Annotated in this window: 15 protein-coding genes; 7 read left to right on the top strand and 8 right to left on the bottom strand. The window is 72.2% G+C overall.

Features of this window, described 5'->3' with window-relative positions; all coding sequences use genetic code 11:
- Window positions 1-27 precede the first annotated feature (27 nt).
- The 6 genes from HDG68_RS09455 to HDG68_RS09430 all read right to left on the bottom strand — a co-directional run bounded on the left by HDG68_RS09455 (window position 28) and on the right by HDG68_RS09430 (window position 8,563).
- Entirely contained in the window at window positions 28-1,548 is a 1,521-nt protein-coding gene (locus HDG68_RS09455) for an ABC transporter permease subunit (protein WP_172151501.1), read from the bottom strand.
- Between the two features lie 86 nt (window positions 1,549-1,634).
- Entirely contained in the window at window positions 1,635-3,473 is a 1,839-nt protein-coding gene (locus HDG68_RS09450) for an ABC transporter substrate-binding protein (RefSeq protein WP_172151499.1), read from the bottom strand.
- A 456-nt stretch (window positions 3,474-3,929) separates the two neighbouring features.
- Window positions 3,930-5,015, bottom strand: a complete 1,086-nt coding sequence (gene ychF, locus HDG68_RS09445; RefSeq protein WP_172151497.1) for a redox-regulated ATPase YchF — start codon at window positions 5,013-5,015, stop codon at window positions 3,930-3,932.
- A gap of 73 nt (window positions 5,016-5,088) precedes the next feature.
- Window positions 5,089-6,138, bottom strand: a complete 1,050-nt coding sequence (locus HDG68_RS09440; RefSeq protein ID WP_343037515.1) for a GNAT family N-acetyltransferase — start codon at window positions 6,136-6,138, stop codon at window positions 5,089-5,091.
- 47 nt (window positions 6,139-6,185) lie between these two features.
- Window positions 6,186-7,793: a hypothetical protein gene (locus HDG68_RS09435; protein WP_172151495.1), complete on the bottom strand. Its 1,608-nt coding sequence runs from the start codon at window positions 7,791-7,793 to the stop codon at window positions 6,186-6,188.
- Entirely contained in the window at window positions 7,763-8,563 is an 801-nt protein-coding gene (locus HDG68_RS09430) for an ABC transporter ATP-binding protein (protein WP_172151854.1), read from the bottom strand. The genes HDG68_RS09435 and HDG68_RS09430 overlap by 31 nt, the downstream gene beginning before the upstream one ends.
- Window positions 8,564-8,643: 80 nt before the next feature.
- Between HDG68_RS09430 and HDG68_RS09425 the strand changes: the two genes are divergently transcribed.
- Window positions 8,644-10,212, top strand: a complete 1,569-nt coding sequence (locus HDG68_RS09425; RefSeq protein ID WP_172151493.1) for a DNA recombination protein RmuC — start codon at window positions 8,644-8,646, stop codon at window positions 10,210-10,212.
- A gap of 19 nt (window positions 10,213-10,231) precedes the next feature.
- Here the strand turns inward: HDG68_RS09425 and HDG68_RS09420 are convergent, their stop codons facing one another.
- Window positions 10,232-11,236: a 4-hydroxy-3-methylbut-2-enyl diphosphate reductase gene (locus HDG68_RS09420; protein ID WP_172151491.1), complete on the bottom strand. Its 1,005-nt coding sequence runs from the start codon at window positions 11,234-11,236 to the stop codon at window positions 10,232-10,234.
- Between the two features lie 81 nt (window positions 11,237-11,317).
- Between HDG68_RS09420 and xseA the strand changes: the two genes are divergently transcribed.
- The 4 genes from xseA to HDG68_RS09400 all read left to right on the top strand — a co-directional run bounded on the left by xseA (window position 11,318) and on the right by HDG68_RS09400 (window position 15,291).
- The gene (gene xseA, locus HDG68_RS09415) at window positions 11,318-12,652 is read left to right on the top strand and encodes an exodeoxyribonuclease VII large subunit (RefSeq protein ID WP_172151852.1); all 1,335 of its coding nucleotides are present in this window, start codon (window positions 11,318-11,320) and stop codon (window positions 12,650-12,652) included.
- A gap of 176 nt (window positions 12,653-12,828) precedes the next feature.
- Window positions 12,829-13,059, top strand: a complete 231-nt coding sequence (locus HDG68_RS09410; RefSeq protein ID WP_172151489.1) for an exodeoxyribonuclease VII small subunit — start codon at window positions 12,829-12,831, stop codon at window positions 13,057-13,059.
- A 38-nt stretch (window positions 13,060-13,097) separates the two neighbouring features.
- A complete protein-coding gene (locus tag HDG68_RS09405; protein WP_172151487.1) occupies window positions 13,098-13,748 on the top strand; it encodes a carbonic anhydrase in 651 nt (216 codons plus the stop codon).
- 109 nt (window positions 13,749-13,857) lie between these two features.
- Window positions 13,858-15,291, top strand: coding sequence for a class II fumarate hydratase (locus HDG68_RS09400; protein WP_172151485.1), 1,434 nt, complete (start codon window positions 13,858-13,860; stop codon window positions 15,289-15,291).
- 253 nt (window positions 15,292-15,544) lie between these two features.
- Here the strand turns inward: HDG68_RS09400 and phoH2 are convergent, their stop codons facing one another.
- On the bottom strand, window positions 15,545-16,885 hold the full coding sequence (phoH2, locus tag HDG68_RS09395) for an RNA 5'-3' helicase PhoH2 (protein WP_343037512.1): 1,341 nt from the start codon (window positions 16,883-16,885) through the stop codon (window positions 15,545-15,547).
- Window positions 16,886-17,164: 279 nt separating this feature from the next.
- Between phoH2 and HDG68_RS09390 the strand changes: the two genes are divergently transcribed.
- Window positions 17,165-17,728 carry a DUF1697 domain-containing protein gene (locus tag HDG68_RS09390; protein ID WP_172151483.1) on the top strand — a complete coding sequence of 188 codons (564 nt, stop codon included), beginning with the start codon at window positions 17,165-17,167 and terminating at the stop codon, window positions 17,726-17,728.
- A 93-nt stretch (window positions 17,729-17,821) separates the two neighbouring features.
- Window positions 17,822-19,144 carry a Na+/H+ antiporter NhaA gene (gene nhaA / locus HDG68_RS09385; RefSeq protein WP_172151481.1) on the top strand — a complete coding sequence of 441 codons (1,323 nt, stop codon included), beginning with the start codon at window positions 17,822-17,824 and terminating at the stop codon, window positions 19,142-19,144.
- The last annotated feature ends 11 nt before the right edge of the window (window positions 19,145-19,155 follow it).

Genomic DNA, 19,155 nt, shown 5'->3' with positions numbered 1-19,155 from the left:
CAGGCGTACGGGGTCCGGTCATGGGTCTCACCGCCGGATCCGTGGGTCGAGGTAGGCGTAGGCGATGTCCGCGAGCATGTTCATCAGGATCGCGGCCGTGCCGGTGACGAGGAAGAAGGCCATGACGGGGTCCGGGTCGACCCGGTCGAGCCCCTCGCGGAACATGGCGCCCATGCCCTTCCAGCCGAACACGCTCTCGGTGATGACCGCGCCGCCGATGAGGCCGGCGAAGTCGAACGCGACGATCGTCGTGATCGGGATGAGGGCGTTGCGGAACGCGTGCTTGGTGATCACCGCTCGCTCGGACAGGCCCTTGGACCGCGCGGTGCGCACGTAGTCCTGGTTCATCACCTCGAGCATCGACGAGCGCGTGTAGCGCGAGTACGACGCGACCGAGATCAGCGTCAGCACGATGGTCGGCAGGATCAGCTGCATGCCGGAGTCCAGCACGGACTCCCAGAAGTCGCCGGTGAAGTTCGGCGTCTCGGAGCCGATCGTGGAGATCGGCCGCGACTTGAGCTCCAGGAACCCCGCCCAGTGGCCGACGAGGATGTCGAAGACGATCGTCAGCGAGGTGAGCACGCCGGTGATCGCGGAGATCAGCATGGCCTGCTTGCGCGCGTAGCCGCCCCAGGCCGCGCCGATGCCGACGGAGACGAGGACCGCGAGCACGAAGAGGCCGATCAGCACCCACCACGACGACGGTTCGAGGAGCGGGCCGGCGAACACGAAGTAGCTGATGGTCCCGACGACGGCGGTGGTCAGCGCCGCGTAGAGCACCCGGCGGTTGCCGAGCCCGGCGATGATGGCGGTGACGAGCACCGCGGCACCGAGCGAGCTGAGCAGCACCATCGCGGTGCCGAAGAACGGGTTGCGGTACCAGTCCAGGATGTTGAGCACCCACAGGACGACCGCGACGAACGCGAACGTGCCGGCCCCGGTGTAGATCTTGCGGCGCCACGTGCCTCCGACGACGGCGGCGATCACCACGCCGACCACCAGGGCTATGCCCAGGATCATGGGTGGTTCCATGTCGCCGCTGGCGATCCAGTCGTTGAAGCGGATCGCACCGTACTCCTTGAGGAGCACCGCTGCCCAGAACACCGGCAGCGAGAAGAAGAGGAAGGCGAGGAACGTCACCGAGTAGTCGAACCCGGAGTACTGCCGGATGGCGGAGATGATGCCCGCGGCGATGCCGACGACGATCGCCAGCAGCGTCGCCGCCGTGACCAGTCGCAGCGTCGAGCTCGCGGACTGGGCGGTCAGGTCCAGCACGTTGGCGCCGTTGACGGTGGTGCCGAGGTCGCAGCTGCCGGTGAAGCAGCCGGCCACGCCGGTCAGCCAGTCCCAGTAGCGCTCGTACCAGGGCAGGTCGAGGCCCATCTGGTCGACGCGCAGCGCCATGAGCTGGTCGCGGTTCTCCGCGTTCGACTCGCGCAGGTCCGCCAGCGGGTCACCCGCGTTGATCGTGAGGACGTACATGAGCAGCGACGCGGCCCACAGCACGAGGAACGAGATCCCCAGGCGTCGCAGGATGAACTTGAGCACGTGGTGCCCCTTTGCGGTCAAGGCAGAGTGTGGGGGCAGAGGGGTTGCCTCTGCCCCCACACTCGACCTGTCATTCGGTCAGGACGTCAGGACGCGCGAGCCCACTGCTCGGCGTTCCAGACGATCCCGTCCTGGGCCGCCGTGAAGCGCACGTTCTCCAGGCTGGAGGTGTGGGCCACGACACCCGGGTGGGCGAAGAGCGGGATGCCGTAGAGGGTGTCCCACAGCTCCTTCTCGATGATCTTCGTCTGCTCCAGGTGCACCGACTCGTCGACCGAGGAGGCCAGGGTGTTCCAAGCCTCGTCGACCGTCTCGTTGGAGTAGCCGCCGAAGTTCTGCGGGCGGTCCGTGGCGTAGATGTTCTGGCCGGAGGCGATCTGGCCGGAGCCGGCCCAGGCGAACAGGGCGATCTCCCAGTCACCGGTCTCCAGCGCACCGCCGGCGGCGAAGAAGTCCGCGTTGCCGGCGTCCACGATGTTGAAGCCCACCTGGTCGCAGGACGACTTGATGGCGGCGACCTCGTCCGCACGGCGCGGGTTCGGGGCCGAGTAACCGATGCGGATCTCGGTGCCCTCCTCGAGACCGGCCTCGGCGAACTTCTCCGTAGCCATCTCCAGGTCGACCTCGTCGTAGCGGCCGTCGTAGGACTCGGCGGTGACCTCGTCGTACTTCTCGGTCTGGTACGGGAAGACCTCGCGGGCGTTCATGACCACGGCGCCCTCGTCGATCGGCGCGATCAGGTCGTCGACGATCTTCTGGCGCGGCACGCAGTAGGCGAAGGCCTCACGGGCGGCCAGGTTGTCGGCGAAGACACCGTTGGCGAAGTTGTAGTCCAGGTGCTCCCAGATCAGGGTCTGACCGGTCAGCGTGGTGACCGACGAGCCGATCTGCTCGAGCTGCGGGATCGTGTCGACCGTGGCCTGCGGCTCGATGACGTCGAGGTCACCGTTCTGCAGCGCCTGCACGTGGGTGTCCGCCGCGGCGAAGCGGTAGGTCAGCTCCTTCGTGGCGGGCGGGGTGCCCCAGAACTCCTCGTTGGCGGTGAGGGTCAGCGACTGCCCGGCGACCCAGCCGTCCTCCTTGAGGGTGTACTGACCGGAGACCGGCACGATCGACGGGTCGGGCAGCTCGCCCGGCGTCGAGGACAGCCAGCCGGTGTTCCAGAACTCGGCGGCCGGCTCGAGGACCGACATGTCGAGCTCCTCGATGGCGGTGACGAGCTCCTCGAGGCTGACACCGGCCTGGTCGGCGACGACGTGCGCCGGGAAGGCCGAGGTGACCATGAGCTGCCAGTCGGCGTAGACGCGCTCGTAGTCGTACTGGAACGTCTTGGCGTCGGCCGAGTCAGCCTGCGGGCCCTCGGGCACGTAGTCACCGAGCGTCAGGCCGGAGACCGAGTTGAACAGCGGGGTCTCCGAGGCGTCCTCGGAGATGGTGCCGTCCGTGGTGACCGCCTGGGTGGCCCAGTCGAGCAGGTAGTCGGCGTAGGTGATGGGGGTCCCGTCCGACCACACGGCGTCGTCGGAGATCGTGTACTGCACCTGCAGCGGGTCCTCGGAGACGGCCTCGAACGAGCCGAACTCCTCGTCCTGGCAGATGGTCCCGTCAGTCCCGAAGTACATGAAGCCCGAGAACATCCGGTCGTTGATGACCGAGTTGTACGTCGAGTAGGTGTCGGGCAGGTTGCCGTTGTAGCCGGCCCACTGCACCTCGCCGGCGGAGTACGAGATGTTCCCGTCCGCGGTCTCGGTCACGCCCGTGTCGACCTTGCAGGAGTCCGTGGGCTCTGCCGAACCCTCGGTCTCCTCCGCCATGGTCTCCTCGGACTCCGGCTCGTTCTCCGAGGCAGGGCTGGAGCACGCCGAGAGCAGCAGGGCGCCGGTCGCGACGGCCGCGACGGCTGCGCTTGCACGCCTGATCTTCACTGGATTCCTCCTCATGGAAGGGCCCCCCGCCAGGCTCGGCCGGTCACGCGGGTCGCGTGTGACCGGTCTGACCGCCGGGAGGTCCGTGGTGTTCGCCACACCGTACCCAGTCCAGCACGGGCCGAATTGCCACTACTCGGGATTCATCTTTGATTGTTACCGATCTGAGACTGGTGCGAAGCACAGTAAGCGATCGGGCCGCTTGAACGGAAACTCGGAAGAAACACCGTGAATTTCCATCACACAATTGTCCTATCGCGATGATATGCCGAGGCAGAAGCGCTTTCACGGCACTTTACGTGCGCGACGTCCCACCCGCCGGGTGAATCCACAGCCTGGACGGACCTTCACCCTCGGCGGCGCCGCCGAGGGTCCCCCGACGCACGACGGGCGCACCTCCCGGTCCCCGCGGCGGGGGACGAGAGATGCGCCCTCGGGCGTCGGGACCGTGCGCGCCTACACGTTGAAGCGGAACTCGACCACGTCGCCGTCGGCCATGACGTAGTCCTTGCCCTCGACCCGCGCCTTGCCCGCGGCCTTCACCGCGGCGACCGACCCGGCCTCGACCAGGTCGTCGTAGGAGATGACCTCGGCCTTGATGAACCCGCGCTCGAAGTCGGTGTGGATGACGCCGGCCGCCTGCGGAGCGGTCCAGCCCTTGCGGATCGTCCACGCACGGGCCTCCTTCGGCCCTGCGGTGAGATACGTCTGCAGGCCCAGCGTGTCGAACCCGACGCGGGCGAGCTGGTCCAGACCGGCCTCGTCCTGCCCGGAGTCGGCCAGCATCTCCGCCGCCTCGTCGGGCTCGAGCTCGACCAGCTCCGACTCGAACTTCGCGTCGAGGAAGATGGCCTGCGCCGGGGCGACCAGCTCGCGCATGCGCTCCTGCATCGCGGTGTCGGCCAGTCCGGCGTCGTCGGTGTTGAACACGTAGATGAACGGCTTGGCGGTCATGAGCTGCAGGGGGGCGACCTCCGCGAGGTCCAGGCCGGCGGCCGCGGCACCCTGGAACAGGGTGGTGCCCTCCTCGAGGATCTCCTGGGCCTGCTTCGCGGCGGCGTACAGGACCGGGTCCCCCTTCTTGATCTTGACCTCCTTCTCCATCCGCGGCAGCGCCTTCTCCAGCGTCTGCAGGTCGGCCAGCACGAGCTCGGTCGAGATCGTCTCGATGTCCCCCGCGGCGTCGGTGGAGCCCTCCACGCGCATCACGTCACCGTCGTCGAACGCGCGCGTGACCTGGCAGATCGCGTCCGCCTCACGGATGTTCGCCAGGAACTTGTTCCCCAGCCCCTCGCCCTCCGAGGCACCCTTGACGATGCCCGCGATGTCCACGAACGACACCGTCGCGGGCAGGACCCGGTCCGAGGAGAAGATCTCCGCCAGGCGGTCCAGCCGGGGGTCGGGCAGCGGCACCACCCCGACGTTCGGCTCGATCGTCGCGAACGGGTAGTTCGCGGCGAGCACGCTGTTGCGGGTCAGGGCGTTGAAGAGCGTGGACTTGCCGACGTTGGGCAGTCCGACGATGCCGATAGTGAGTGCCACGTCGGACCATCCTACGCGTCGGGCGGAACGTGCCGACCGGAGGCCGAGCGGGCGCCGGTCGGGTGCCGGCGGGTCAGACCGCGACGTCGCGGTGCCAGGACTCCGTGACGTACTTGGTGCGCCAACCCAGCTTCCGGTACAGCCCCTCGGCCCCCGTGGGGCTGTCGGCGTCGACCTCAAGACCGACCCGGTTGCGGCCCCGCGCGGCGGCGTCCGCGACGACGGCGTGCAGCAGCGCCGTGGCCACACCGCGGCCGCGGGCCTCGGCGAGCGCCCCGATGTAGTCGATGTAGGTGCCCTCGACCCCGGAGTCGTCCGCTGCGAGCTGCGACCCGACGAGCGCCCCGGCGGGCACCGCGTCACCGGTCGGGTCCGCCGGGTCCTCGACGCAGGCCAGCCACCAGTGGTCCCACCGGTGCCCCGGGTCCTCGCGCAGGCGCTGGACGAACTCGGTGAAGTACTCCTGGTAGGAGTTGAAGTGGTCGGTGAACGCCGTCTCGAGGACCTGGTGGACGGCGTTGAGATCCTCGGCGACCGGCATGCCGTTGTCGTGCTGCGCCACCCGACGCACGGTGACCCCGTCCTTCGGCGCGGGGAACACGCCCGGCGCGGCCTCCTCGGCGGCCACCGGTCGCGTCATCTGCCACCAGGAGCGCGCGCGACGGAACCCGGCGTCCGTCAGCCACCCCCGCAGGCGCTCGTCGTCGGCGAACGCGCCCGCGTCCAGCTGGGTGGTGGTCTCCCCGCGCAGCTCGGCCATCTCCCGGCCGATCTCGGCGAGGCGGGCGTAGCACCAGGCCGCGAGCCGGTCCTGGTCCTCGACCGGCAGCCCCCGGTCGATCTCGATACCCAGGACGGCACGTCCGGCGGCGCGGTCGTGCGCGTGGGCCCAGGCCCGCACGACGTCCTGGTCGTCCTTGACGGCGAGATGGCGGCGCGTCCAGGAGGCGGCACCGGCGATCTCGTTCTCCACCTGCGCCGTCGGCGGCGCGTCCGACCCGGTGAACGGCGCGGCCTGCGCCGCGCGCAGCTCGCTCAGCCGTGGCACGTCCGCAAGGTCGGGAACCACCACCGTCCATCCGTCGGGCAGCGTCGGGGAGGGTCGGTCGTTCTGGGGAATCACGCCGACCAGTCTCTCAAACCGCCCCGACACGCCCGAGCGCGTGGTCGTCACGCGAAGGCGCTGACCTGCGACAACAGCTCCGGCAGCCGCCGTTCGTACACGCGCGCGCCCCACCGCACCCCGACCAGCAGCGCCACGGCACCGGTGCCTAGCCCGACCCCGCAGGCCACCCACCCCAGCGCGGCCGACGGCAGCAGGATGGCGGGCAGCCCGAGCCCGAGGGTGGGGAGCATGAGGACGAGGATCACGCCGAACGCCGCCGCCTGGGCGACGATCGTCGCGGTCGCCGCCCCGTGCGGCGTGGTGAACGCGCTCTGCCCCGGCGTCGGGACCGGGTACACGAGGCGCGCCGAGGCGACGCTCGACGTGCCGAGGCCCGCACCCAGCACCCCCAGGGTCAGCCCCAGCACCGCCGGCAGGGCGTCCCACCGCCCGGCGGCACCGGCGCCGGCCACCGCCAGCACCACCACCAGGGGGACGCCGGCCACCAGCACGGGGACCACCCGCCCCCACCGGTCGGCCCGTCCCGGCGTCCCGGAGGCGACGTGCAGCCAGAAGGCCGTGCTGTCGTAGCCGACGTCGTTGGACAGCCCGAAGCCGAGGATGTACGCCGCGAGCGAGGCCACCGCGAGCAGCAGACCCGTTCCCGCACCGCTGGAGACGAGCAGCGTCACCACCACCGCCGGCAGCAGGGGCACGAGCGCCAGGGAGGCCGAGTACCGGGGGTCGCGCAGCCAGTAGGTGGCGCACCGGGCCACGACCGCACCGGTCGGTGTCGCCCGCACCCGGCCGAACCAGCCCAGCCCCGCAGCGCGCCCCGCCGTCGTCCCGCCGCGCGGCGAGACCAGGGCGCGCGCCAGGGCTCGGGACCACACGAGCACCGTGAGGGCGACGGTGGCGACCACGATGCCGGCGCGGGCCGCCGCGAGCGCCCACGCGCCGTCGTGCACGGCGGCGGGCAGGGCCCACGGGGCACCGAAGGGGGTCCAGGCCAGGGCGGCCGCGACGGGGCCCACGACAGCGCTCAGGCCGTCGCCCGAGGTGATCGTGACGGAGCCGCCGTTCTTGTCCAGACCGCCCGAGAGCCAGGAGAGGAACGGCCCGAGGCCGAGCAGCGGCACGATCGCGACCACCATCAGGACCTCGCGGTAGCGGCGGGACTCGAGCAGCGGGGCGAGCAGCGTGGTCGTGGCCCGGGCGCCCAGCAGGCACAGCGCGACCGCCCCGACAGCGCCGAGCAGCGCCGCCGCCAGGGCCGCCGGGTCGGTGGTCCAGACCAGGGCCACGCCCAGCGCGGCCAGGGCCGTGAAGATCGCGGGGACGGAGACGAGGGCCGTTGTCGCGAGGCCGGCCAGGAGCGTCCGGTGCGGGATGCCGTAGGGCACGAACCGCAGAGGGTCGAGGGTGGCGTCCAGGCCGTACGCGAACAGCGGCACCACCCACCAGCCCAGCACGACGGCGGCACCGACGACGGTGACGACCTGCCCGGTGAGCACGGGGTCGGTCCGTCCGCCGACGACGGCGGCACCGACGAAGAACGTCACCACCGCGGCGCCGTACGCGGCGGCCAGGACCAGGCCGATCGTGCGCCAGACGCTGCGGCGCAACGCGTTGGCCAGGAGGGTCAGCCGGAGTCGGACGAGGTGCGCAACCACTCCAGCCCTCCCGTCTCGCGCCGGCCGCCGACGAGCTCCACGAACCGGTCCTCCAGGCTCTGGCCGGCGCGGACCTGCTCGACCGTCCCGGCGTCGAGGACGTGGCCGCCGGCGATGACCGCCACGTGCGAGCACGTGCGCTGCACCAGGTCCATCACGTGGCTGGAGACCACGACGGTGCCGCCGTCGTCGACGTACCGGCGCAGGATGTCGCGGATGTTCGCGGCGCTGACCGGGTCGACGGCCTCGAACGGCTCGTCGAGCACCAGCACGTGCGGCGCGTGGATCATGGCACCCGCCAGCGCGATCTTCTTGGTCATGCCCGCCGAGTAGTCGACGACGAGCGTGTCGCGGTCCGCGGTCAGGTCCATGGCGGCCAGCAGGTCCTCGGTGCGGGCGGCCACGGTCGGGCGGTCCAGGCCGCGCAGCAGCCCGGCGTAGGTCAGGAGCTGGGCGCCGGTGAGCCGGTCGAACAGCCGCAGGCCGTCCGGCAGGACGCCGAGCCGGCGCTTGGCCGCGTCGGGGCTCGCCCACAGGTCCGTGCCGTGCACGTGCACCGTGCCGGCGTCGGGCCGCAGCAGACCCGTCGCCATCGACAGCGTGGTGGTCTTGCCGGCGCCGTTGGGTCCGACGAGCCCGAGGAGCGAGCCGGCGGGGACGTCGAGGTCGACGCCGGACACGGCGATCCTGTCCCCGAACCGCTTCCAGATCCCACGCAGGCTCAGGGCGGCACCGGGATCCGGCGGGGCGGTCGGCTGCGTCACGCGGATCACCGTATCTGCCCGCGGGTCGCCGACGCGGCCGGGCCGACGCACCGGCCGTGTCGGTGTCTCGTGACAGCCTGACGGCCATGGACACCTCGACCGCTCTGCTGCTGGCCACCGGGACCCTCGCCGTCGGCATCCTGCTGGGATGGCTGTGGCAGGCGCTGCGCACCTCGGCCCGCGGCCGCTCGCAGGAGATGGAGTCCGTCCGGCTCGCGGCGGAGCTGGACACCGCCCGGCGCGAGGCCGCCGGCCTGCGCGACCAGGTCGCCCAGGAGCGGGCCGACGGCGACCGGCGGCTCGGGCAGGCGGCGCAGGAGACGGAGCGCCGGCTGGCGGCCGCGGAGCAGCAGGCCGAACGACGGCTCGCGGAGGTGCGCGCGGAGGCAGACCGGCAGCTCGCCGAGGTCAAGGGCGACCAGGACCGCCTCGCCCAGCGCTTCAAGTCGCTCGCGAACGAGGTGCTGACCGCCAACCAGAACCAGTTCCTCGACCTGGCGAACGAGCGGCTGCGGCGCAGCACCCAGAAGAACGACGAGACGCTCGCCCAGCGCGAGCAGGCGATCCGGGCCCTGCTGGACCCGATGACGAAGACCCTCGACAAGGTCAACGAGCGGGTCGACACCGCCGAGCAGGCCCGCCTCCAGGGGCACACCGCCCTGACCGAGCAGCTGCGCCAGCTCGAGACCGTCAACACCCAGCTGCGCACGGGGACCAGCGACCTCGTCTCGGCGCTGCGCTCCAACCAGACACGCGGCGTGTGGGGCGAGCTGCAGCTCAAGCGGGTCGTCGAGTCCGCGGGGATGATGGACCACGTCGACTTCGACGCGCAGGTCCACCGCACCACGGCGGAGGGGGACGTGCTCGTCCCCGACATGGTCGTGCACCTGTCCGGCGGCAAGAACGTGGTCGTCGACTCCAAGGTGCCGCTCAGCGCCTACCTGCGCGCCCAGCAGGCCGAGCAGGCCGGCGACGCGGACGCCGAGCTCGCGGCCCACGCGAAGGACCTCGCCAAGCACGTCGACGTGCTCGCCGGCAAGGCCTACTGGGCCCAGTTCGACACCGCCCCCGAGTTCGTCGTCATGTTCGTGCCCGCGGAGCCGATCCTCTCGGCCGCCGTCGAGCACCAGCCCGACCTGCTCGAGGCCGCCATCCGCAAGCGCGTGCTCGTCGCCACCCCGATGACGCTCGTGGCGATGCTGCGCACCGTGGCCTACGCGTGGCAGCAGGAGGCCATCGCCGAGGACGCCCAGAAGGTGCTCCGGACCGGCAAGGAGCTGTACGGGCGGCTCGTGGGCATGACGGAGAAGGTCACGAAGCTGGGCCGGTCGATCACGACGGTGACCAACGACTACAACAAGTTCGTCGCGACGCTCGAGACCCGCGTCGTGCCCTCCGCACGCAAGATGGTCGAGCTGAAGGTGGCGGACGCGACCCTCGAGATGGACGAGCTGAAGGCCGTCGAGGCCGGCACCCGGGAGGTCACCAAGCCGGAGCTGCTGGCCGGGACGGACGGTTCGTTCGTCGACCTCGCGGACCTGACCGACCCCGGCACCCGCGACTCGGTCGAGTCCCTCGCCGAGTCGGACCGGCGGGCGCTCGAGGCCGCCCGCGACCGCGACGACAGCGCCTCGTCGGCAGCAGCCGCCGGCTGACGTCGCGCGGCGTGCGCCCTCAGGCCGGCTGGATCGGCAGCTGACGCGCCTCGCGTGGCGGTCGCAGCTCCCGCGGCAGCGAGAAGACGAGGTCCTCGGTGGCAGTGCGCACCTCCTCGGCCTCGCCGTAGCCCCGCTCGGCGAGCTGACGCAGGACGTCGTCGACGAGGATCTCGGGCACGGAGGCCCCGGACGTGACCCCGACCGTCTCGACGCCGTCGAACCAGGCCTCGTCGATCTCGGCGGCGCGGTCCACCCGGTACGCGGTGCGGGCGCCGGCCTGCAGCGCGACCTCGACCAGGCGCACCGAGTTCGAGGAGTTGGCCGAGCCGACCACGATCACCAGGTCGCACTCCGGGGCCAGCTTCTTCACGGCCACCTGGCGGTTCTGAGTGGCGTAGCAGATGTCGTCGCTCGGCGGGTCCTGCAGGGCGGGGAACCGCTCGCGCAGCCGCCGGACGGTGTCCATCGTCTCGTCCACCGACAGGGTGGTCTGCGACAGCCACACGACGTTGTCCGGGTCGGGGACCTCGACCAGGTCCGCCTCCTCGGGCGAGTTCACCACGATCGTGTGCTCCGGCGCCTCGCCGGCGGTGCCCTCGACCTCCTCGTGGCCGTCGTGCCCGATGAGCAGGATGGTGCGGTCGGCCTTCGCGAACCGCACGGCCTCCTTGTGCACCTTGGTCACCAGGGGGCACGTGGCGTCGATCGTCTCCAGGTCGCGGGCCGCGGCGGACTCCCGCACCGCCGGGGAGACGCCGTGGGCGGAGAAGACCAGCTTGGCGCCGCGCGGGACCTCCTCGGCCTCCTCGACGAAGATCGCCCCCCGCTCGCGCAGCGTCTCGACGACGTGCTTGTTGTGCACGATCTCCTTGCGCACGTAGACGGGGGCACCGTAGTTCTCCAGCGCCTTCTCGACGGCGACGACGGCGCGGTCGACGCCGGCGCAGTAGCCGCGCGGAGCGGCGAGCAGCACGCGCTTGGTCGAGGTCGGTCGGACGGGGGCCGGTGCGGTCGCAGTCACGCTGCCAGTGTAGGAGGCGGGTGTGGAGGCCGTGTGACGTCCCCTCGGCGCCGTGTCGGTGCCGTGTCGGCGCCGTGCGGCATGCTGGGTGGCGTGACCGACCTCAGCACCGGACCCGACAGCCCGGCCACCAGCGCGCAGCCCCTGCCCGAGCGCGCCGCCGAGACCACCGCCGAGCGCCCCTGGCCGGTCCGCCTGCTGTCCACCAAGATCCGCGACTACGTCGCCCGGATGTCCCCCGTGTGGGTCGAGGGCCAGGTCGTCGAGCACACCTACCGCGGCGGGTCCGGGATGCAGTTCCTCACCCTGCGCGACACCGACGTCGAGGCCTCGCTCCCGGTGAGCATGCTGACCCGCGCCTTCGACGGGCTGGCCGCGCGTCCGGAGACGGGCGACCACGTCGTCGTGCACGCCCGCCCCGAGTTCTGGGTCAAGGCCGGCAGGTTGTCGATGCGCGCCGCCGACATCCGCCAGGTCGGCGTCGGCGAGCTGCTGGCCCGCATCGAGCAGCTGCGCCGGGTCCTGGCCGCCGAGGGCCTGTTCGACGCCGACCGCAAGCGCCCCCTGCCGTTCCTGCCGTCGACGATCGGCCTGGTGTGCGGCCGCGAGTCCAAGGCCGAGCACGACGTCGTCGTCAACGCCCGCGCGCGCTGGCCCCAGGTGCGCTTCGAGATCCGCGAGGTCGCCGTCCAGGGCGTCAACGCGGTCCGTGAGGTGAGCGAGGCGGTGGCCGAGCTCGACGCCCGCGAGGACGTCGACGTGCTGATCGTGGCCCGCGGCGGCGGGTCGGTGGAGGACCTCCTGCCGTTCAGCAACGAGACCCTGGTGCGCGCCGCCGCGGCCTGCCGCACCCCCCTCGTCTCGGCGATCGGGCACGAGACCGACACGCCGCTGATGGACCTCGTGGCCGACTACCGCGCGTCGACCCCGACGGACGCCGCGAAGCACGTCGTGCCCGACGTCGGCGAGGAGCGCCAGCGCGTCTCCCAGGCGCGCCAGCGCATCCGCGGCGCCGTGCAGGGGCTGCTGCAGCGTGAGCAGCACGGTCTCGACTCCGTGCGGTCGCGGCCCGTGCTGGCGCGGCCGGAGACGATGGTCGAGGCCCGCGCGCAGCACGTCGCGCAGCACCTGCGGCACGTGCGCACCTGCCTCGACACCGCGCTGGTGCGCGCCGCGGGCGAGGTCGACCGGATGCGTGCCCAGGTGCGGGCCCTGTCGCCCGCCTCGACGCTCGACCGGGGCTACGCCGTCGTGCAGCGCGCCGACGGCGCCGTGGTGCGGTCCGCCACGGAGGTCGCCGCCGGGCAGGACGTGCACGTCCGGGTCGCGTCGGGCGCCCTGGACGCGACCGTGACCCGCACCGTCCCCGCCGACCGCGCCGACCGCGCCGACCGCGCCGACCCTCCCGCGAGGTAGGCGACCGCCCGCCCGGGTAGGCAACGTCCCGGCGAGGTAGGCAATCCTCCCGCGAGGTAGGCGACGTTCCGCCGACGTGGAGCGGCCCGTCGCCCCCGTCCACGACGGCGGACGGCGGCGTCCTGTCCCCGAGACGGGCGGGCACGATGTCGGCGGCGTGCGGTTGACTGTCCCTCGTGAGCGAGCAGAACGAGTCCCGTGACGTGGCCACCCTGTCCTACGAGGAGGCGCGCGACGAGCTGGTCCAGGTGGTGTCCCGGCTCGAGGCCGGCGGCGAGCCCCTGGAGACGTCGCTCGCCCTGTGGGAACGGGGCGAGGCGCTGGCCGCCCGCTGCCAGGAGTGGCTCGACGGCGCTCGCGAGCGGCTGGAGGCGGCCCGGTCGACCTCCGGCGCGGAGACCGACTGACGACCCGCCGGGAGTCCGGCGACGACGATGGAGGATGCATGACACCCCGTGAGGCCTGGGCAGAGCTGCGGTCCGGCAACGACCGCTTCGTCCGTGACGAGCCCGCGCACCCCTCCCAGGGTGCCGCCCGGCGTCGTGAGCTGGCGTCCGCGCAGCACCCGCACACGGTGATCTTCGGGTGCTCCGACTCCCGGGTGGCGGCCGAGATCATCTTCGACCAGGGCCTCGGCGACGTGTTCGTGGTCCGCACCGCGGGGCACGTCGTCGACACCACGGTCCTGGGCTCGATCGAGTTCGGCGTCGACGTCCTCGGCACCCCGCTCGTGGTGGTGCTCGGTCACGACTCCTGCGGCGCGGTCAAGGCGACGGCGCAGACCCTGCAGACCGGCGAGCAGCCGCCCGGGTTCGTGCGGTCCGTGGTGGACAAGGTGATCCCGTCGATCGCCGGGCTCGCCGGGTCGGGGGCGGTGACCTCGGCCGACGGCGACGACGGCACCCCGTTCGCGGACCGGCTGCGCACCGCGCACGTGCGGCACACCGTGGGCGCCCTGCGCGGCTACTCGCGCGCCCTGGACGCCGCGGTGGCCGAGGGCAGGCTGGCGATCGTCGGGGTGGAGTACGACCTGGCCGAGGGTTCGGCCCGGCTGATCGAGGTGGCCGGCGACGTCGGCGAGGAGCCGCTCGGCTGACCGGTAGCGACCGGTCGGGGCCGCCGTCGGGACGCGACGCCGTGTCACGGCCCGACGGCGTGACCCCTCTCACACGTTGCCCGCCGCGCGGGTGCGGCACGATAGACGCATGACTTCCGACACCGCCGCCGGTGGCGCCGCCGCGCCCGCGACCGAGTACCGCATCGAGCACGACACGATGGGCGAGGTCCGTGTCCCCGCCCACGCCCTGTACCGCGCCCAGACGCAGCGCGCGGTCGAGAACTTCCCGATCTCGGGCACCCCCCTGGAGCGGGGGCACATCGAGGCCCTGGCGCGGGTGAAGAAGGCCGCGGCACTGACCAACGCCGAGCTCGGCGTGCTCGACCGCGACGTCGCGGACGCCATCGCCGCGGCCGCCGACCGGGTCGCCTCGGGCGAGCTGGACGAGCACTTCCCGGTCGACGTCTTCCAGACCGGTTCGGGGACGTCGTCGAACATGAACACCAACGAGGTGCTGGCCACGCTGGCCACGCAGACCCTGGGTCGCGACGTTCACCCGAACGACCACGTCAACGCCTCGCAGTCCTCGAACGACGTGTTCCCGACGTCGGTGCACGTGGCCGCCACCGCCGGCGTCGTGCGGGACCTGGTCCCGGCGCTGGCGCACCTGGCCGAGGCCCTGGAGGCGAAGGCCGCGGAGTTCGCCGGCGTGGTGAAGTCGGGCCGCACGCACCTCATGGACGCGACGCCCGTCACCCTGGGTCAGGAGTTCGGCGGGTACGCCGCGGCGATCCGCTACGGCATCGAGCGCGTGGAGGCCGCGCTCCCCCGGGCCGCCGAGGTCCCCCTGGGCGGCACCGCCGTCGGGACCGGCATCAACACCCCGGCCGGGTTCCCGCAGCGCGTGATCGAGCTGCTGCGCGAGGACACGGGCCTGCCGCTGAGCGAGGCGCGCGACCACTTCGAGGCGCAGTCGGCCCGGGACGGGCTGGTCGAGCTGTCCGGCGCGCTGCGCACCATCGCGGTGTCGGTGACCAAGATCTGCAACGACCTGCGCTGGATGGGCTCCGGGCCCAACACCGGTCTCGGCGAGATCGCGATCCCGGACCTGCAGCCGGGCAGCTCGATCATGCCGGGCAAGGTCAACCCGGTGATCCCGGAGGCGGTGCTGATGGTCGCCGCGCGTGTGGTCGGCAACGACGCGACGGTCGCGTGGGCCGGCGCCACGGGCACGTTCGAGCTGAACGTGCAGATCCCGGTGATCGCCCAGGGCGTCCTGGAGTCGATCCGCCTGCTGTCGAACGCGTCGCGCGTGCTGGCGGACAAGACGGTGGACGGCCTGACGGCGAACGAGGAGCGGGCGCGGGCGTTCGCCGAGTCGTCGCCGTCGATCGTCACGCCGCTGAACCGCGTCATCGGCTACGAGGCGGCGGCGAAGGTCGCGAAGAAGGCCGTCGCCGAGGGCATCACGGTGCGCGAGGCCGTGGTGGCTCTCGGGTTCGTCGAGCGCGGCGAGGTCACCGAGGCCCAGCTCGACGAGGCGCTCGACGTGCTGTCGATGACGCGTCCGCCCCAGGCCTGACCGCATCCTCGTCCGCTGTGGGCGCACTTTTTGGCCCGATATAACCGCTTCGGCATGATATCGAGCCACAGAAAGTGCGCCCACAGCGCTTCGAGAGCGACCGGCCGCGCGCCTGTCTCGCCAGACGGACAGGGGCTTTGGTAAGCCTTACCTCACCTGATATGGTCGTCCTGTACGGCGAGAGGCGCGCTGCCGGTGCGCGGGGCTGGGGGGTTCCACGCGGCAGCGCGCCTCGTCGCCGTCCCACCCCCGGTCAGATCTCCAGGCCCTCCAGCATCTCCGTGACCAGCGCCGCCACCGGAGAGCGCTCGGAGCGGGTCAGGGTCACGTGCGCGAACAGCGGGTGCCCCTTCATCGCCTCGATCACCGCCGCGACGCCGTCGTGCCGCCCCACCCGCAAGTTGTCCCGCTGAGCGACGTCGTGGGTGAGCACCACCCGGGACCCCTGCCCCACGCGCGACAGCACGGTCAGCAGCACGTTGCGCTCCAGGGACTGGGCCTCGTCGACGATGACGAACGCGTCGTGCAGCGACCGGCCCCGGATGTGGGTCAGGGGCAGCACCTCGAGCATCTCGCGGTCGATGACCTCGTCGACGACGGACGGGGAGACCAGCGCGCCGAGCGTGTCGTAGACCGCCTGCGCCCACGGGTTCATCTTCTCGGACTCGGTGCCGGGCAGGTAGCCGAGCTCCTGCCCGCCGACGGCGTACAGCGGCCGGAACACCAGGATCTTGCGGTGCTGGCGCCGCTCGAGCACGGCCTCCAGCCCGGCGCACAGGGCGAGCGCAGACTTACCCGTCCCCGCGCGGCCGCCCATCGACATGATCCCGACGTCCGGGTCGAGCAGCAGGTCGATCGCGACGCGCTGCTCGGCCGACCGCCCGTGCACGCCGAACACGTCCTGGTCGCCGCGCACCAGCCGGATGCGCTTGTCGGCGGTGACGCGCCCGAGCGCCGAGCCCCCCGCCGCCTGGATCACCAGGCCGGTGTGGCACAGCAGGGGCGAGGCGTCGGCCACGACCTGCGGGTCCAGGGCGGCGAGCTCGAGCTCGGTGCCGTCGTACAGCGCGGCCATCTGGTCGTCGGTGACGGCCAGCTCGCGCATGCCCGTCCAGCCGGAGTCGACGGCGAGCTCGTGGCGGTACTCCTCGGCGCGCAGCCCGACGGCGGACGCCTTGACCCGCATGGGCAGGTCCTTGGACACGACGGTGACGTCACGCCCCTCCGCGGCGAGGTTGGCGGCCACCGACAGGATCCGGGTGTCGTTGTCCCCGAGCCGGAACCCAGCCGGCAGGACCTGCGGGTCGGTGTGGTTCAGCTCGACGCGCAGGGTGCCGCCGTCGGACCCGATGGGGATCGGTGCGTCCAGCCGGCCGTTCTCGATCCGCAGGTCGTCGAGAGCCCGCAACGCGCTGCGCGCGAAGTAGCCGAGCTCGGCGTGGTGCCGCTTGGCCTCGAGCTCGGTGACGACGACGACGGGGAGCACGACGTCGTGCTCGGCGAAGCGGTGGATCGCCCGCGGGTCGGACAGCAGGACGGACGTGTCGATGACGAACGTCCGCCGGTCGGTGCTGGGGATGTCGGTGTGGGCCACGGTGTGCTCCCTCGCGCAGAGCGGGATGGTGGGCGGGGCGGGCGACCGGTCCGGAGCGCCGCCACGGGCGCGAGGACCGGGGCCGGCCCTCCTGCGCGGAGCGAGCACTCCATCGGTTGGCCTCCCGGGGACGCCCTGGGTGGGTGTCCTGCGGCTCACGTTACGACCGCGCAGCGGTGACGGACGCCACAACGGCGGCGCGTCGCGAACTCGTCATCAACAGTTCACACCGCGGTGATCCGGACGGCACGCGAGCCCGCGTCGGGGCACGATGGTCGCGTGACGGTCTACGTGGTGCTGCTGCGCGGGGTGAACGTCGGCGGGCACCGGCGGGTGTCCGCGGCGGACCTGCGTGCCGCGGCGGCCGGCGTCGGGCTGCGCGACGCCGCCACGTACGCCACCAGCGGCAACCTCGTGGCGACGTCGGAGGGCGGAAGCACGGGGGCCGACGGCGTGGCGCGCCTAGAGGTCGAACTGACCGCGGCGCTGGCCGCCCGCGTGGGCGACGCTGTGCCGCTGGCCGTCGTGCCCGCGGCACGCTGGGCCGACCTCGTCGCGGCGAACCCGTTCCCCGCCGTCGCGCGGGACGATCCGGGCCACCTGCAGCTGCACCTGGGACCGGAGCCCGTGGACGACGACGGCGTCGCCCGCCTCGCCGCGGCGCACGACGGTCCCGAGCACCTCGCCACCGCGCACGGCGCGCTGTACGTGCACTACACCGCGGGGATCGGCCGAAGCCGGCTGACGAGCGCGCGCCTGGACCGCGCCACGGGCCCGTGGACCACCGGTCGCAACTGGCGCACCGTGCTGCGCCTGCAGCAGATGACCGGTCTCACGCCCTGACCGGTCCGGCGACCCGGCACCCGGCCGGTATCCTGTGCGGCAGGGCGAGCCGGGAAGACTGGTCGGCGGCGCCGGCTGGGACGCCGGCCACCGTTGCACGCCACGAGACGTCTGGAGCCCATCCTGAGCACCGACACCCGACAGTCCCCCGGAGCCCGCCTGGCGCACTGGGTCTCGAAGGAGACCACCGGCGGAGCCCTGCTCATCGGGGCCGCCATCCTGGCCCTGGTCTTCGCGAACTCCCCCTGGCGGGACGCCTACGAGACCCTCGCGCAGACCCACGTCGGCCCCGAGTACATCGGTCCGGTCTACGTCCACCTCGACCTGACGCTCGCCAAGTGGGCGGCCGACGGCCTGCTGGCGATCTTCTTCTTCGTCGTCGGCCTCGAGCTCAAGCAGGAGTTCGTCGCCGGTTCGCTGCGCAACCCCAAGCAGGCCGGCGTGCCGATGCTCGCGGCCGTGGGCGGCATGGCCGTCCCGGCGATCATCTACGCCGTCATGGTGATCACCCTCGGCGACTCCGGCGCCCTGCACGGCTGGGCCATCCCGACGGCCACCGACATCGCCTTCGCCGTGGCGGTCCTCGCCGTCTTCGGCAAGGGCCTGCCGGTCGCGATCCGCACGTTCCTGCTGACGCTCGCCGTCGTCGACGACCTGCTGGCCATCACGGTGATCGCCGTGTTCTACACCGACGAGATCAAGTTCCTCCCGCTCCTCGGGTCCTTCGCCGTCATCGCCCTGTTCGGCTGGTACGTCCGGACGCGCAACCCGCGGTGGTGGCTGCTCATCCCGATCTTCTTCGTCGGCTGGGCGCTCATGCACGCCTCGGGCGTGCACGCCACCGTGGCCGGCGTGCTGATGGGCTTCACCGTCGCCGCGAAGCCCACGCACGGCGAGGACGTGGCCCGCACCACGCACTACGAGCACGCCGTCAAGCCGTGGTCGCAGGGCCTGGCGCTGCCGATCTTCGCCTTCTTCTCGGCCGGGGTGAACCTGGTCGACGGCGGAGGCCCGGCCGAGATCCTGTCCCAGCCGGTCGTCTTCGCGATCGTCGCGGGCCTGGTGCTCGGCAAGCTGCTCGGCATCCTGGGCACCACCTGGCTCGTCACCCGCGTCACGCCGCTACGGCTGGCCGCGGGCATCGGCGTGCGCGACCTGCTGCCGGTGGCCTTCCTGGCCGGCATCGGGTTCACGGTGTCGCTGCTGATCGCCGAGCTGTCGTTCGGCGAGGGCTCCGAGCACACGCTCGGCGCCAAGGCCGCCATCCTCATCGGCTCCGTCGTCGCGGCGACGCTCGGTGCCCTCACCCTGCGCTGGGACGCCAAGCAGGACCGCGGCCCGGACATGAACCGCGACGACCTGCCCGACGAGGTCACGACGTTCATCGGTGACGAGGAGGACCGCAAGGACCACTGAGTTCTCGGCCA

Origin of the sequence: Isoptericola chiayiensis, assembly GCF_013149805.1 — a bacterium.
Lineage (GTDB): Bacteria > Actinomycetota > Actinomycetes > Actinomycetales > Cellulomonadaceae > Isoptericola > Isoptericola chiayiensis.
This window is presented reverse-complemented; position numbering and strand designations above follow the sequence as displayed.

Bases quoted from the DNA above. Each gene is read 5' to 3' on its own strand.
- HDG68_RS09425 (WP_172151493.1), top strand. From the start codon at position 8,644: ATGGACACCTCGACCGCTCTGCTGCTGGCCACCGGGACCCTCGCCGTC.
- xseA (WP_172151852.1), top strand. From the start codon at position 11,318: ATGCTGGGTGGCGTGACCGACCTCAGCACCGGACCCGACAGCCCGGCC.
- HDG68_RS09405 (WP_172151487.1), top strand. From the start codon at position 13,098: ATGACACCCCGTGAGGCCTGGGCAGAGCTGCGGTCCGGCAACGACCGC.
- HDG68_RS09400 (WP_172151485.1), top strand. From the start codon at position 13,858: ATGACTTCCGACACCGCCGCCGGTGGCGCCGCCGCGCCCGCGACCGAG.